This window comes from Rhodococcus sp. MS13, from assembly GCF_013277835.1.
Classification (GTDB): Bacteria; Actinomycetota; Actinomycetes; order Mycobacteriales; family Mycobacteriaceae; genus Rhodococcus_F; species Rhodococcus_F erythropolis.
The window spans coordinates 13,330-27,331 of sequence record NZ_VBTL01000004.1 but is presented as its reverse complement, the minus strand read 5'-3'; the positions used below and the strand labels follow the sequence as shown (position 1 = coordinate 27,331).

The window sequence follows — 14,002 nt, the reverse complement described above, 5'->3', positions numbered from 1 at the left end:
TTACGCGATGACGGTAGTAGTGATGGCGGCGCTGTGGTGACGATACGCACCCTCGGTACGTGCGGAGAGTCGGGAAACCAAGGCGAACGGGACTAATAGAACGAAGCTGATCCCGGAGATGATGACTCCGAAGGTCGGATACCCGAGGCTGGCCGTCACCGAAGTGCCGAACAGTGGCGCGAACGCGGAGCCGATGAGGTAGGTGCCCAGTAGTGGGGCCGACCATCGGCCGGCGGCGTCGAGCGCGGCCGAGATGGCAACCAAGACGATGAACGTGGCCGCGTAGACAGTGTTCCAGGCGATGACCAGTACCAGGTAGATCGTGGGATCGGTGGTGAGGCTGGCAGACAGCTTCAGGATTGCCCCGAGTATCAGTAGCACGGAGATCGATACTGTCCGACTGACCCGAGAACCCAACGCGGTCAAGGTAACAGCCGCGAGCACGCCACCCGCCGTTGATGCGCTCAGCGCGAGACTCATTTGTTGATCCGAGAGTCCGGCGTGCTCGGAACCCATGATGCCGAGTACTGCCCACAGTGAGTCTTCGCTGATCGCCCAGACTGCAAGCATCGCGAGAAATGCGGTTCCGGCAAAAGTGAGTCGTTTCGCGCTTACCCCGGCGGGGAGAGTGGTGGTCGTCTTGGCGGACTTCGCCGTCTCCGGCGACTCTTTCACCGGGGATGACGGCAACCAGGTGACCGTTGCTGCGGTAGCCAGTGCCAGGACTGCGACGATGCCGAATGCGTTGGTCATGTGTGTGCCGAGGATGGGTATGAGAGCGAGGACGGCTGTGACGACGACACGGTTCACGAGGCCGCTGATGCTTGACGCCCGGTCCGGGTTCGTGAGCGCGGCCAGTGCCGCTCCACCAACGGATGCAGATCCACCAGCGCCGATGCCGCCGACGATGATCGCGGTACACGCGATCATCGTGGACGGTGCGATGGCCGCAACGCCGAATGCGGCTGCCATTGCCATCAGGCTGACGCGGCCGAGGAGATGACGATGCCGACCCGATGCGATACGAGTGGTGGCGAGGCAGGTGAACGCGCAGACCAGCAGCGATGCGGTCAGGACGGCACCGGCGGCGGATTCGGTGACACCGAGGTCCTCGACCATTGCCACGATCATCAGGGGGATGAGGTTCGCGGTGATGAATCCCATGACACCGATGCTGAAGACGGCAATACCGCGGTTGGCGGTGAGTGGAACCCGGTCGGACTGCGTAATCGCAGAAGCGTTGATTGGCACTAGGGCAACCCCATGTCCTGAAGGGGGTGGCGGAACCGACCCCTGATGGCGTGATGCGAGTCACTTAATGAATGTGATTCGTTAAGTATGGGGATGGGCCCTGCCTCGGTCAAGAGGTATAACGAATTTGATTCGTTAATTGTATGTTTCGGGATACCGCCTCCCGCAAAGTGGCGTCGCCGGTCTGTTTCTTGTTGTGAGGCTTATGCTTCCGCAATGGCTGAGATTGCGGAACGCACCCGCTACTTCGAGCGCTACGTCACTTTCGTCGACGCGATTGTCGCCATTGCGATCACGCTGCTCGTCCTGCCGCTGGTCGAACTCACCAGTGACCACCACGGCACCACGTCGGAACTCCTGCGCGATCACGCTGCGCAGTTCTATTCGTTCGCCCTGAGCTTTCTGGTGATCTTCCGTCTCTGGTGGTCGCAGCATCGGCTGCTTCGTTTCGTGGTCGACGGAGACAAGGTGGTTGTGCGCGGGCTGGGGTTGTGGGTGATGACCATCGTGTTCTTGCCATTCCCGACTGCGCTCGTTGCAGCGCCGTCGCAGGATCTCGGAACCAGGGCTCTCTACATCGGGACAATGGCAGCCAGTGCTGCGTGCCTGGCGGTGGTCGCGTGGGGTCTGGTTCGCAACCCTTCGTTGAGCGAAGAGAATGCGAAGCCGCATTTCACCGCTGAAATCGTCACTTTCTTGATCATGGTGGTGGCGCTGCTCGTCAGTGTGCTCGTTCCGGTGACGTCGTACTTCCCGCTGTTTCTTCTCCTGCTGTCGACGCCGATCGAGAAGCTGTGGAACCGAGTGGCGGCGAAATGGAGTCGCGGTGAAGGTGAGATGAGCTAGTCGGCGCGAGCGGTCATCGCGGATTTCTTGGCTTTGTTTCCGCAGATGTTCATGGAGCACCAGCGTCGGTTGTTGCCGCGGCTGGTGTCGACGTAGAGGCCGGTGCACCCGTCGCCCTGGCAGGCTTTGACGCGGTCGTGGTCGGGTCCACCGAGCACCGCGATCGCGTCGGCAGCCACTATCGACAAAGCGTCGCGGATCGGATTGTCTCCGGCTGATTTCCAGAGGGCCCGGCCACTCTCGAGGACGAGGTGGGCATCACCGAGTTCGGATGCGGTGTTGACGATCCCGACATCGGCGCGTGAGGCGCGGCGGTCCTCGCATACGGCGGTTCCGATGCGATGAATGGCCTCACGTAAATCCTGCGCGCCGCGGAGGTCGTCTTCTGTCGCGGTTGCTGGGGTGTCCATCAGATCGTTGGCGCGTAACCATAATTCGAGTCGCTGCGGGCTCGTGAGTCGTTCGAACCTCGAGCCGTTCCGATTGGTGAGGGTGGCGGTGAAGCGGAAGGCGAGCGTGTCGTTGTCGAGTCGAAACACGTCCCGAGCGGATTGATCAGCTCCTGCTTCGTTCACTTTCATCCTCCTTTGTAGCGAACCATCTCAACCGGTTCGACAGCAACTGTACCTGTGTGAGAGTGTTGAACCGTCTTAGATGGTTCAACATTTTCGAGAGGGAAATCCATGACTTCTGTTTCCGTGGTCGGTTTGGGTGCGATGGGTCGTCCCATCGCTCGAAATCTGATGGGTGCAGGCTTCGACGTGACGGTGTGGAATCGCAGCCCTGAAGCGGTAGCCGAATTGGTCGCGGAAGGGGCGACCGGCGCGAAAACCGTTGCCGAGGCATTCCAGTCCGGTGTTGTGCTGTCGATGTTGGCGGATGATTCGGCCGTGTCTGCGGCCATTCTGGATCCCGCCGTACTCGCATCCGTTCCGACTGGAACCGTGCACGTCAACATGGCCACCGTCAGCGTCGGCCTTGCCAAGCGCGCCGCCGCACTGCACGCCGAGTACGGCATCGGGTACATCGCGGCGCCGGTATTCGGACGCGTTTCTGTTGCTCAGGCTGGCCAGTTGAACATCATCGCCGGCGGCGACAGTTCCCTCCTCGAGCGAGTGCAACCCTTCCTCGACGTCATCGGGGCTCGCACGTGGCCACAAGGTGAGCGTCCGGAGCAGGCCAACATCGTCAAGATCATCGGTAACTACCTCATCCTCGCCGCGATTCAATCCTTGGGTGAGGCAATCACATTGGGGGAGAGGTCAGGTGTGGACGGAAGCCAACTCGTAGAACTGCTGACCTCGACGATCTTCCCGGGGCCGGTCTACTCGAGCTACGGGAACCTCGTCGCGACGCGTCAGTACGAGCCTGCAGGATTCACCACCGCTCTGGGCCTCAAGGATTTGAGGCTTGCGCTCGACGCCGCCGACAGCGTCGATCTGGATTTGCCGTTCGGCGGCGTACTTCGAGGCGCGCTCGCTCAGGCTCTGGCGAACGGTCAGGGCGAGATGGACTGGGCGTCGATTGCAGAACTGGTCCGTTCCGGCCAGCCGGGTGAAGGCAGTCCCGAAACGCCGACGAGGTGAGCGCGAGCTCTGACGGGACTGCGACTTCGGCGCTGGCGGAGACCGATTCCGTCCGGACACTACCGCTGGCCGGGTTGTCGGCACTCGCAATGGCAGGTTTCATAGCAATCACAACCGAAACCATGCCGGCCGGACTACTGGTGCAGATCGGGTCAGGACTGTCCGTATCTGTCTCCGGCGCCGGGCAATTGGTCACTGCATACGCGTTGGGCTCTGTCGTCGGGGCGGTACCACTGATCGCATTGACCCGAGGACTGCGACGGCGTGCTGTCCTGGTGTCGGCGACTGTTGGATTCGGTGTCTTCAATCTGGTGACAGCGCTGTCGTCGAATCTTGTTCTCACCTTGGGTGTTCGGTTTCTGGCGGGCATGGCAGCAGGTGTGGTGTGGGGGTTGCTTGCTGGGTACGCACGCAGGATGGCGCCCCTTCGTCTGCAGGGGCGGGCCGTTGCGGTTGCCTCCGTCGGACAGCCGATCGCGCTGGCAATCGGCGTTCCGATGGGTGCATGGCTCGGGACCCTGGCCGATTGGCGCGTAGTCTTCGCCGTGATGTCGGTTGCTGCGCTACTTCTGGTCGTGTGGATACTCACGGTGATGCCGGACTTTCCCGGGCAACAAGCGGATCGGCAGCTGTCGGTGCGGAAAGTCCTGGTCCTGCCGGGCGTACGACCGATTCTGTTTGTCGCGTTCTTGTGGATCTTCGCGCACAACATCGTGTACACGTACCTGGCGGCGTTTCTGGATCGCATCGGTTTCGGCGATCGGTTGGGAATCGTCTTGTTCGTGTTCGGACTTTTCGCCTTCGTGGGCATCGGTGTGGTCGGGGTGTTTGTCGACCGGGCCCTTCGAAGTCTCACCGTGCTGAGCTTGGTGGTCTTTGCCGCAGCTTTGACCGCGTTGGGCGTCGGCGGTGACAGCTTCGCAGTGATCGCACTCAGCGTTGCGGTATGGGGCGTGGCATTCGGAGGCGCTCCCACTGTCCTTCAGACTGCGCTCGCCGACACGACGGGCGACGCTGTGGACACTGCGCAATCGGTTTTCGTGACGATCTTCAATGCGGCGATCGCAGCGGGCGGCGTCGTGGGCGGGCTGATCTTGGCGGACAGGGGTGCGGGAGCGTTGCCGTTGGTTTCGCTGGTGCTGATCGTCGTCGGTGTTCTTGTGGTCAGTATCCGACAATTCGGACATAGCTTGTGATTCACTTCACGCATGCGAAAGTCATTGCTGGTGGTTGCTCTCGTTGCTACGTGGTTTGTCGCCGGAGCGATGCCCGCGGGGGCTGCGGATGCGAACTGGTCCGGTGATTACTCGCTCAAGCGTTTCGCCGCGACCAAGACGGGCACAAGTCTGGCCGCCAGCCAGTGGGAGCCGGATTTCTCCGATACATACACGTTCGAGACGGATTGCTCGAGCGGAGTCTGTATCGCCACAGTGGTCGGCGGTCCGGCTCCCGCCAATCCGACGTTGCCGCAGCCTGCGCGATACACCTGGGACGGAACCAGTTGGGTGCACCCCTATGACTGGGAGTGGGATTGCTACCAGGGGGAAGGCGTGCCCAAGGTGTGGGCACCGGCGCACTCCGAGGCGTATTACACACCTCAGCCCGATGGCAGTCTGAAAGGTTCGTGGCGTACCGACATCGCGAGTGGTCCCTGCGAGGGATCGGTGATCATGCACGTCGAGGCGTACCCGGTCGGTCGATCTACCGGATCCTTCGGTAGTTGAGAACGATCTGTGGCCCGAAGGTGTTGAAACAAATCTGAGCCCGCGGGAATTGATCGAGCCCCATGCACGTTAATTGAGTCAGTAACGCTCAACTTTCTGCAAGGAGGCTTCGGAATGCCAGCATTCTTCGGGCCCGAGGGTCCCGGTCGCATCGATATTTCCCGGCTCATGAGCAGGGCCACCCAGCAACTCATGGCTGACGCTGCACGTGTAGCGGCTGCTCGCGGTGATTCGGATCTCGATGCACTGCACGTTCTCCGCGTCATGGCGGAGCAGGATCCGGTCCGCACGCTCATGCAGCGCGCCGGAGCCGACCCGAAATCCGTGGTCGACGCCGTCGACCTGCGGCTGCCACAAGGCCGTGAGCAGGGGGCCTACTCTGCTCCTGCGCTCAGCAGCGCCGTGAAAACCGCTCTACTCGAGGCTCATCAACTGGCCCGAGCCCTGGGATCGACGTACATCGATCCCGAACACCTCTTCATCGCATTGGCTGGTGACCCCGATCATGTTCCGGGTCGTCTGCTCGCTTCGGCCGGCATCACGCCGGAGAAGCTGCAGGCAGCGGTTCAGAATCCTGCAGCCGGTCCAGTCGAAGACGAGTCCACCACACCGACGCTCGACAAGTACGGCGTCGATCTCACCGATCGCGCACGCAACGGCGGCGTCGATCCGGTGATCGGCCGCGCCGACGAGATCGAACAGACCATCGAGATCCTCTCCCGCCGCACCAAGAACAACCCCGTCCTGGTGGGTGAAGCAGGCGTCGGCAAGACTGCCATCGTCGAAGGTCTCGCCCAGCGCATCGTCGACGGGGATGTCCCGGAATCGTTGGTGGGCAAGAGGATAGTCCAGCTCGAACTCTCGAGCATGGTCTCGGGTACTCGCTACCGCGGAGACTTCGAGGAACGGCTGACCAAGGTGATCGACGAGATCACCGCACACAAGGACGAGCTGATCGTCTTCATCGACGAGATGCACACCATCGCCGGTGCCGGAGGCGGCGCCGAAGGTGCGATGGATGCCGGAAACATCCTCAAGCCCAAGCTCGCTCGCGGTGAACTGCACATCGTCGGCGCCACCACGCTCGACGAATACCGCAAGAACATCGAGAAGGATCCCGCGCTCGAGCGGCGCTTCCAGCCCGTACAGGTCGGAGAGCCGTCGATCGAGGACGCGATCGCCATCTTGAGCGGACTGCGCAGTCGGTACGAGGATCACCACAAGGTCCACTACACCGACGAGGCGATCACCGCTGCGGTGGAGCTGTCGGCACGTTACATCGGCGACAGGTTCCTGCCGGACAAGGCAATCGACTTGATCGACCAGGCCGGCGCCAGGCTTCGGTTGAAGACGGCCACGGTAGACACCGCTGCTCTGCAGCAACGTCTCGAGCAGCTGGAGAGCGACAAGGAGAAAGCCGTCGCCGATGAATTGTACGAGAAGGCGTCGACCCTGCGTGACGAGATCAACAGCGTCGCAAAGCGTCTGGAGAAGGCAGGATCCTCGGTTCCTTCCGAGGAAACTCCGGATGTGACTGCTGAACAGATTGCCCAGGTTGTCGCCCGTGCCACGGGTATTCCGGCCAGCCAGATGACTCAAGCAGAGAAAGATCGCCTGCGCCGTCTGGAAGAGGAACTGCACGGTCGTGTCATCGGGCAAGATGACGCCGTTCGCGCAATCGCGCGTGCGGTGCGTCGTAGCCGGACCGGTATGAGCGATCCGGATCGTCCCGTCGGTAGCTTCCTGTTCCTCGGACCTACCGGTGTCGGCAAGACGGAGCTCGCAAAAGCTCTGGCTGCCACACTCTTCGGTGACGAGAACAAGATGCTGCGCTTCGACATGAGCGAGTTCGGTGAGAGGCACACGGTAAGCCGATTGGTCGGTGCTCCTCCCGGATATGTCGGCTACGGCGAGGCCGGACAGCTCACGGAACAGGTGCGTCGTAACCCGTACTCGGTGATCCTGCTCGACGAGATCGAAAAGGCACACCCGGACGTGTTCAACACCTTGCTCCAGGTGCTCGACGATGGGCGTCTGACCGACGGCCAGGGTCGAACGGTGGACTTCAAGAACACCGTCGTGATCATGACCAGCAATCTCGGCTCGGACATCATTTCGAGCAAGTCCGGTGGACTGGGCTTCACCACAGGTGATGCAGAGTCGGCGGAGAAGCCACTGCGCGACCGCGTGATGGCCAGGTTGCGCGAATCGATGCGGCCGGAGTTCCTCAACCGCATCGACGAGATAGTGATCTTCCGCAAGCTCGACACCGAGCAACTGCACCGGATCACTGATCTGTTGCTCGACGACAGCCGGAAGCGGTTGCAGTCCAAGGGCATCGACATCGAGTTCACCGCCGACGCAGTGGACTGGATTGCCGAGCACGGGCATCAACCCGAGTTCGGGGCTCGCCCGTTGCGACGTTCGATCCAGCGTGTGGTCGACGACAAGATCGCCGACATGCTGCTCGACGATCTCCTCGAAGAGGGCGGCAGCATCACCGTCGCGGTTGACGAGGGTGAGTTGGTGTTCAGCTAGGAGGGGCACAGCCCCCGTGAGCGGTTAGGGAGTCCCTGGACTCCCTAACCGCTCACAGGCGCGCAGCGCCCAAAATCTCCGCCGCCAGGGCGTCGTTGTGCCGGAAAAACCCCGCATTGGTACGGGGACGAGGGAAAGCCGCCGACCAGTTGTGGCCTGCAACCCACGGCCCGGCCGCGAAGCGGCGAGGATGAGCTGTGTTGTCCTGGTCGAGAATTCGTGAAGTACCGTCGACGGCGAGCTTCGCCGAACTGTCCACGGTCGCACGAAGTTCGACTGCCTCGCCTCGACCGTGAAGCGTCCGCAGGAGCGAGTCACCGCTCGCGCTGATGGAAGCAACCGGCAAGCGTGCTTCGACGAGGGTGTTCGCGGCCACGATGTCGGTGTGCGACGCACTGCGAGCGACAAAGATCCCAACCCCCGTTGCCGGGTCGATCTCGGTGGAGAACGCTGAATCCGGCCCGAGGAACTGGACGATGCCGACCTCGTTGAGCGCGATCAACTGTTCCAGTCGCTCGGGTGGCGGACCACTGGCGATGAAGCTGAAGAACGAATGAAGCCAACCCTCGACGTCCTTGGCGACGGATTCGGCCGGGATTCTGCCGCGCCGCAGCAATTCTCCGACAGTCATGTACGTCGACAGCAGCGCTGAGAAGACAGCGGCGTCGGCGCTGAAATACGGGTCCGACCTCCGCGCGACGTCTGCCGAGATGTATTCGTTGATCCGGGATTGGACCTCGGCAAGTCCGTCGTAGCGCTCACCGCCGAGTGGGCGGTTCAGTCGCTCGAGATCGATACGGTCTTCCGGCTTCGGAACTGCGTTCTCGACCAGTTCCTGCAATCGAGACGATCCCCAAGCCAGCGAGGCGAATTCGGCGTCGAACTCCTCCCAGGTGCCCACCGTCCGATCCGGGTGCGACGCGAACAGTTCGTGATAGTGGGCGCCTGCCAATTCTTTCGACGCCAGCGGCCAGATGTCGTTTCGGAAATCCAACGGCCCGTCGCCGGGCACAAGATCAGCGGTGAAGAACCGAGGTAGCGGTGGCCGCGCGTCGGCGATCGAGTACGAAATCTTGGAGTGGTACGGCACGCCTCGACGAGATCCGGCGTACAACAGCGGTTCCCGACCCGAGGGAGTGTAAGTGAGGGTGCCGTCCTCACCGCGTTCGAAGACGCCGCCGCGGCTCTCGGCGAGGAGAACCATCCAGTCGATGAAAGCCAGCCCGAGTCCGGCGATCAGAACCGGTTCGCGTTCGGGAATGACATCGGCGTCGAGGTCGGCGGTGTATCCCGGACCTACGTAGGTCAACCCGTGCTCGGACGCGAAGCTGGTCAGCGCGGTTTCACGCGGGGCAGCCAACGCATCGGGGTGCCCTTGCGCGAGAAGGACGGCCGTCGCTTCGATGACAACTCCGTCGTCCAGATGAACCGTCTGTATCTCGCCGACGTTCACGATGTCGACCACGGATCGTCGATGAACCCGAACGTCGACGTGCGCTGGTGCAGAGTCGACCGCAGTCTGGAACACCCAGTTCAGGTATCGGCTCTGCAGTGACCTCGATGCAAACGACGACGGGGTGATCATCGGAACTTCTGCCGCGATTTCGGGAAATTCGGCAAGTTCAGTCGAGTGCTCGGCGACCCATTCCGCGAGGGTCGGACCCGGCAGCACCGGGCCGGTCACGGCGGTGGTCTCGTCGGTGAACATCGTGACGTCCGCGGTTGTCGAATTCATCCACAGAAGCGGCGCCTGGCTGCCTCGCCAAATGCGGCCGGCGCCTGCCGGATACGGGTCGACGACGTGAATGTCGATCGGTACGGGATCGGCGTTCACCGATTCGTGAGCGAGGATTCGCTCGAGTACGCCGGTCCCGCGGGGGCCACCGCCCACGATCACGACGACAGCTGCTGTCCCCACTGAGGTACGGGGTCGATCGCCTGGCACGAGTCCTCCATCGGACCTGGCAGAAAGCACCCGCACCTCAGCAGAGGGGGTTGCTGCGACGTCACGGAGCCAGGACTCTCGATCGCTCTGGATGGTTAGTCCAGCTTATCTTCGGAGAATCGTGAGGCAAGGAATTCCGGACATCAGATCAGCGTGAATCAAACAGTTGTCAATCACTATCTTTCGGTTTGCGTTGCAGGCAGGATCCGAGCGTGAACATCCCCGAAGCCGATTCGTGATCCGCCGACGCCGGGAGCGGTGGCTGAGATGGCGATGGTGTCGCCGTCTTCGAGAAAGGTACGGGTCTCGGAGCCCACAGCCACGGGTTCCTTGCCGCCCCACGTCAGCTCGATGAAGGCGCCGCGCTGATCTTTGTCCGGCCCGGAAATGGTTCCGGACGCGAAGAGATCGCCGGTGCTCGCTGCTGCGCCGTTGATGGTGGTGTGCGCGAGCATCTGCGCAGGCGACCAGTACATCTGGGCGTAGGGCGGCCGGGAGACGACGTGACCGTTCCATTCGACGGCCAGGTCGATGTCCAGCCCCCACTTCTCTTCACCACGCAGATAGGAAAGCGGTTCGGGATCCTGCACCGGAGTGTCGATTCGGGCTGCTTCGAGAGCGAGCAAGGGTACGACCCACGGTGAGATGGAGGTCGCGAAACTCTTCCCCAGGTTCGGACCGAGGGGCACGTACTCCCACGCCTGGATGTCTCGGGCAGACCAGTCGTTCACGACGACGGCGCCGAAGACGTGCTCGGCAAATTCGTCCGGGGTGATGGAATCGCCCATCTTCGAGGGAGTTCCGACGATGAACCCCATTTCGGCTTCGATGTCGAGGCGGCGGGACGGTCCGAAGTCCGGGCTTTCCTGATCGGGTGCCTTCCGCTGTCCGCAGGGACGAACGATATCGGTGCCGGAGACGACGATGGTGCTCGAGCGCCCGTGGTATCCGACCGGAAGGTACTTCCAGTTCGGCATCAAGGGGGCAGCGTCGGGTCGGAACAGGCGTCCGAGGTTGGTCGCATGATTTTCCGACGCGTAGAAATCCACGTAGTCGGCCACCGCGATCGGCAAGTGCATTGTGACTGAGTCGACGGGAAACACTGCGTCCGAGTCTATTTCGCCGGTCACTAGATCCGTGATCCGATTACGCACCGATACCCACTGATCTCGGCCCAGCGCCATGAACGCATTCAGAGTCGGTTCGGCGAAGACGGAATCTCCCAGTGTCGCTGCGAGATCGACCACCGAGTCGGCGACCCGTACACCAACACGGGGTGATCCTCCGGCGGGGGAGAAGATGCCGTATGGCAGATTGTCGATCCCGAACAACGAGTCGGCGGGAATGTCGATGGTCGTGACGGTCATACGAGTGTTCCTTCGGTTTTGTCGGAGCGGACGATCAATCCGAGACCTTCGAGTTCGGTGAGAGGGTCCGAAATGCTACAGGTCCCGAACGAGAGGAAGCGGCGACGCACCTCGCCGGCCTCGTCCGCGGTCAGTTCGGCCAGGGCTTGCGCGATCGATTCGCCATCGCGTTGCGCCAGAGCAGCAACAACTTCCGAGCGGTCGGCGCCCCGCCTCACAGCGTTGACGGCCACCATGATGTTGAGGAAGCCGTGCTGCTCGAAACCTGTCTCCGGATCGGTATTGCGCACGCCGTGATGCAGTCCCGCGGTCGCCTTGAACGGGATACCCGCTCGGACAACGGATATCACGGCATCGGCGAGCTCGTCCTCGTCCGGGTACGCTTCGGCGACAATTCCTCCGGTGCGAAACTTCGCGGAGTACCCGGCGGTTTCGAGCGCCGTCAGAAAGTCCACGCGTCGATCACCGCGGGGTACCTCGACAAAAATGTCCAGGTCGGGATGAGCGGCATGGACGGGAGCGAGTTCCTCGAAGGCGGCTTCGGCGTCCAACCCGTCAGGAATTCCCACTTCGACGGCGGCGACGCTGACACCGGGGATAGCGAGCGCGTTCGACAGTGCCGCCGCCGTATCGGCTGGACCGGCCGGCACAGTCAGACTCAGCGTCACCGGGTTGTCAGCTGAAACGTACGCGGCCAGTTCGCTCAATCGCGGCGCGGGAAAGACGAAGGGCCCGACCAGTGCGTCATAGTCCGCCTGCTGGTAGGCCGCGTGGGCCGGAACTGCCTCGGCGAGAGGAGCATTGCCGGGTGGGAAGAGTGCTGCGTCGTCGCACAGGCCGCGCAGGAGTGGGGAGATGATCGTCATTGCTGAGGCCCCCGCCCTGCCCAACTCCAGGCGTACGCTTCGTCTTCACAGGCCAAGGCTCCCTCACCCAATTCGAGGGGCCGGAACGTATCGACCATCACGGCCAGCTCGTCGAAGTACTCGGCGCCGATGCTTCGCTCGTACGCGCCGGGTTGTGGGCCGTGGGCGTGGCCGCCGGGATGAATCGATATCGAACCCTGCCCGATGCCGGAACCCTTGCGTGCCTCGTAGTCACCGCCGCAGTAGAACATGATCTCGTCCGAGTCGACGTTCGAGTGGTAGTACGGCACGGGGATCGACAGGGGGTGGTAGTCGACCTTGCGGGGCACGAAGTTGCAGATCACGAAGTTGTTCCCCTCGAATGCCTGGTGCGCGGGCGGCGGCTGGTGAACACGGCCCGTGATCGGCTCGTAGTCGGAGATGTTGAAGGTGTACGGGTACAAGCATCCGTCCCAACCGACGACATCGAAAGGGTGCGTGGGATAAACCATTCGGGTGCCGACGATGCCCGCCGACGTGCGGTGCTTGACCAGTACCGCGATGTCGGTGCCTTCGGCGATCATGGGCGCGGTCGGTCCGTGCAGGTCTCGTTCACAGAACGGTGCGTTCTCGAGTAGCTGGCCGAAGCGGGAAAGATAGCGCTTGGGCGGGACGATGTGACTGTTCGCTTCGATGGCGTAGGCACGAAGTGGTTTGTCACCCTTGGGGATCCATCGATGCGTTGTGGACATCGGGATCAGGACGTAGTCACCTTCACAGGCCTCGAGTGTGCCGAAGACAGTCTCGACGGTCGCCTCGCCAGATTCGATGTAGACCATCTCATCGCCGATTGCATTGCGGTACAGGGGAGATGGCTCCGCCGCAACGACGTAGGACAGTCGCACGTCGGCATTTCCGAGGATGAGACGACGGCCGGTTACCACGTCGGTCTCGTTCCAGGTGCTTTCGGGAAACAGTGTGTGGAGTTTCAGATGGCGCGGTTTGAGGGGATGGTTGGGGGTTGTGCTCTGATCGCGCAGTTCCCAGACTGTTGCGTCGACGATGGCCGACGGGATCTCGCGGTGGTAGAGCAACGAAGAATCCGAGGAGAAACCTTCCTCGCCCATCAGTTCTTCGTAGTAGAGGTTGCCGGACTCGTCACGGTGTTGGGTGTGACGCTTCGGTGGGATGTTGCCGAGTTGTCGATAGAACGCCATGACGGGGCTCCTTCTGTGCTGTTCTGCCTGGCTCACCTCCACCAGATAGTAAATACATTAACTAAAATGATGTGATGGGCGCAACCCTTCAAGGGGGTTCGGGTCTATGTCAGTTACGTCCGCGTACGTCGAACTGGCTGCGGTTGGTGATCAGTTTGTCCAGGAGCATGACAAGAATTCGCTGTTCGGCCTCGCTCAGGACGCTGACCCAGGCGTGTTCGCGTTCGTTCTGCTCGCGAAACGCTTCGACCATGGCTTCTCGGCCTTTGTCGGTCAGGTACAGCTGGACCGAACGGCCGTCGTTCTCGGTGGGCCGACGATCGATCAATCCGTCTGCCAGCATCGACTTGGACAGATTGGAGACCGCTGCCCTACTCATTCCGGTGAGCTCGGCGGCAGCCTTCGGCTCGATCGGGCCGGCCAGCCAGGTGACGAACAACAGTCGGAAGGAGGACCATGACCAGCCTCGAGGGCGGTGGATCGACGACTCGAGATCGTACGTGACGACGTTGGAGGCTCGGTTGAGCGTCAGGAGAACCTCGGTGGCGAGCTGATCGCGAAAGCCGTGTTCGGTGGCCAGCTTTTTGTTGGCCAGTTCGATGAACGACCAGAAATTGAGTTCGCCGACGGTTGACTGGTCATCGGTTGTCCGGTCATTCATGGACTAACCCTAGCGCGATCGG

The 14,002-nt window shown here is 62.0% G+C and carries 12 protein-coding genes; 5 read left to right on the top strand and 7 right to left on the bottom strand.

Going from position 1 to position 14,002, the window contains the following annotated elements:
- Entirely contained in the window at positions 1-1,251 is a 1,251-nt protein-coding gene (locus FEZ59_RS08460) for an MFS transporter (RefSeq protein ID WP_019745023.1), read from the bottom strand.
- A gap of 216 nt (positions 1,252-1,467) precedes the next feature.
- Between FEZ59_RS08460 and FEZ59_RS08455 the strand changes: the two genes are divergently transcribed.
- Complete coding sequence (locus FEZ59_RS08455; protein WP_019745022.1) at positions 1,468-2,097, top strand: TMEM175 family protein; 630 nt, start codon at positions 1,468-1,470, stop codon at positions 2,095-2,097.
- On the opposite strand, the gene FEZ59_RS08450 is transcribed toward FEZ59_RS08455, so the two are convergent.
- On the bottom strand, positions 2,094-2,678 hold the full coding sequence (locus FEZ59_RS08450) for an ABATE domain-containing protein (RefSeq protein WP_021332152.1): 585 nt from the start codon (positions 2,676-2,678) through the stop codon (positions 2,094-2,096). The two genes, FEZ59_RS08455 and FEZ59_RS08450, sit on opposite strands and share 4 nt — an antisense overlap.
- A 102-nt stretch (positions 2,679-2,780) precedes the next feature.
- Here FEZ59_RS08450 and FEZ59_RS08445 point away from each other — a divergent pair, with 102 nt between their 5' ends.
- From FEZ59_RS08445 to FEZ59_RS08430, 4 genes are all read left to right on the top strand, one after another.
- Entirely contained in the window at positions 2,781-3,683 is a 903-nt protein-coding gene (locus FEZ59_RS08445; protein WP_021332153.1) for an NAD(P)-dependent oxidoreductase, read from the top strand.
- A complete protein-coding gene (locus FEZ59_RS08440) occupies positions 3,680-4,879 on the top strand; it encodes an MFS transporter (RefSeq protein WP_021332154.1) in 1,200 nt (399 codons plus the stop codon). Before FEZ59_RS08445 ends, FEZ59_RS08440 begins: the two co-directional genes overlap by 4 nt.
- A 12-nt stretch (positions 4,880-4,891) precedes the next feature.
- The gene (locus tag FEZ59_RS08435; RefSeq protein WP_019745018.1) at positions 4,892-5,407 is read left to right on the top strand and encodes a hypothetical protein; all 516 of its coding nucleotides are present in this window, start codon (positions 4,892-4,894) and stop codon (positions 5,405-5,407) included.
- Positions 5,408-5,521: 114 nt separating this feature from the next.
- On the top strand, positions 5,522-7,945 hold the full coding sequence (locus FEZ59_RS08430) for an ATP-dependent Clp protease ATP-binding subunit (RefSeq protein WP_021332155.1): 2,424 nt from the start codon (positions 5,522-5,524) through the stop codon (positions 7,943-7,945).
- Positions 7,946-7,997: 52 nt separating this feature from the next.
- Here the strand turns inward: FEZ59_RS08430 and FEZ59_RS08425 are convergent, their stop codons facing one another.
- The 5 genes from FEZ59_RS08425 to FEZ59_RS08405 form a co-directional block, all read right to left on the bottom strand.
- A complete protein-coding gene (locus FEZ59_RS08425) occupies positions 7,998-9,890 on the bottom strand; it encodes an FAD/NAD(P)-binding protein (RefSeq protein ID WP_269576984.1) in 1,893 nt (630 codons plus the stop codon).
- Positions 9,891-10,066: 176 nt separating this feature from the next.
- A complete protein-coding gene (gene fahA / locus FEZ59_RS08420; protein ID WP_134999109.1) occupies positions 10,067-11,257 on the bottom strand; it encodes a fumarylacetoacetase in 1,191 nt (396 codons plus the stop codon).
- Positions 11,254-12,123, bottom strand: coding sequence for a hypothetical protein (locus tag FEZ59_RS08415; RefSeq protein ID WP_019745014.1), 870 nt, complete (start codon positions 12,121-12,123; stop codon positions 11,254-11,256). Before FEZ59_RS08415 ends, fahA begins: the two co-directional genes overlap by 4 nt.
- Complete coding sequence (locus tag FEZ59_RS08410) at positions 12,120-13,319, bottom strand: homogentisate 1,2-dioxygenase (protein ID WP_134999110.1); 1,200 nt, start codon at positions 13,317-13,319, stop codon at positions 12,120-12,122. Before FEZ59_RS08410 ends, FEZ59_RS08415 begins: the two co-directional genes overlap by 4 nt.
- Before the next feature lie 109 nt (positions 13,320-13,428).
- Positions 13,429-13,980, bottom strand: a complete 552-nt coding sequence (locus FEZ59_RS08405) for a MarR family transcriptional regulator (RefSeq protein ID WP_021332159.1) — start codon at positions 13,978-13,980, stop codon at positions 13,429-13,431.
- Positions 13,981-14,002: the final 22 nt, after the last annotated feature.

Bases quoted from the DNA above. Each gene is read 5' to 3' on its own strand.
- FEZ59_RS08455 (WP_019745022.1), top strand. From the start codon at position 1,468: ATGGCTGAGATTGCGGAACGCACCCGCTACTTCGAGCGCTACGTCACT.
- FEZ59_RS08450 (WP_021332152.1), bottom strand. From the start codon at position 2,678: ATGAAAGTGAACGAAGCAGGAGCTGATCAATCCGCTCGGGACGTGTTT.
- FEZ59_RS08445 (WP_021332153.1), top strand. From the start codon at position 2,781: ATGACTTCTGTTTCCGTGGTCGGTTTGGGTGCGATGGGTCGTCCCATC.
- FEZ59_RS08435 (WP_019745018.1), top strand. From the start codon at position 4,892: ATGCGAAAGTCATTGCTGGTGGTTGCTCTCGTTGCTACGTGGTTTGTC.
- FEZ59_RS08430 (WP_021332155.1), top strand. From the start codon at position 5,522: ATGCCAGCATTCTTCGGGCCCGAGGGTCCCGGTCGCATCGATATTTCC.
- fahA (WP_134999109.1), bottom strand. From the start codon at position 11,257: ATGACCGTCACGACCATCGACATTCCCGCCGACTCGTTGTTCGGGATC.
- FEZ59_RS08415 (WP_019745014.1), bottom strand. From the start codon at position 12,123: ATGACGATCATCTCCCCACTCCTGCGCGGCCTGTGCGACGACGCAGCA.
- FEZ59_RS08410 (WP_134999110.1), bottom strand. From the start codon at position 13,319: ATGGCGTTCTATCGACAACTCGGCAACATCCCACCGAAGCGTCACACC.
- FEZ59_RS08405 (WP_021332159.1), bottom strand. From the start codon at position 13,980: ATGAATGACCGGACAACCGATGACCAGTCAACCGTCGGCGAACTCAAT.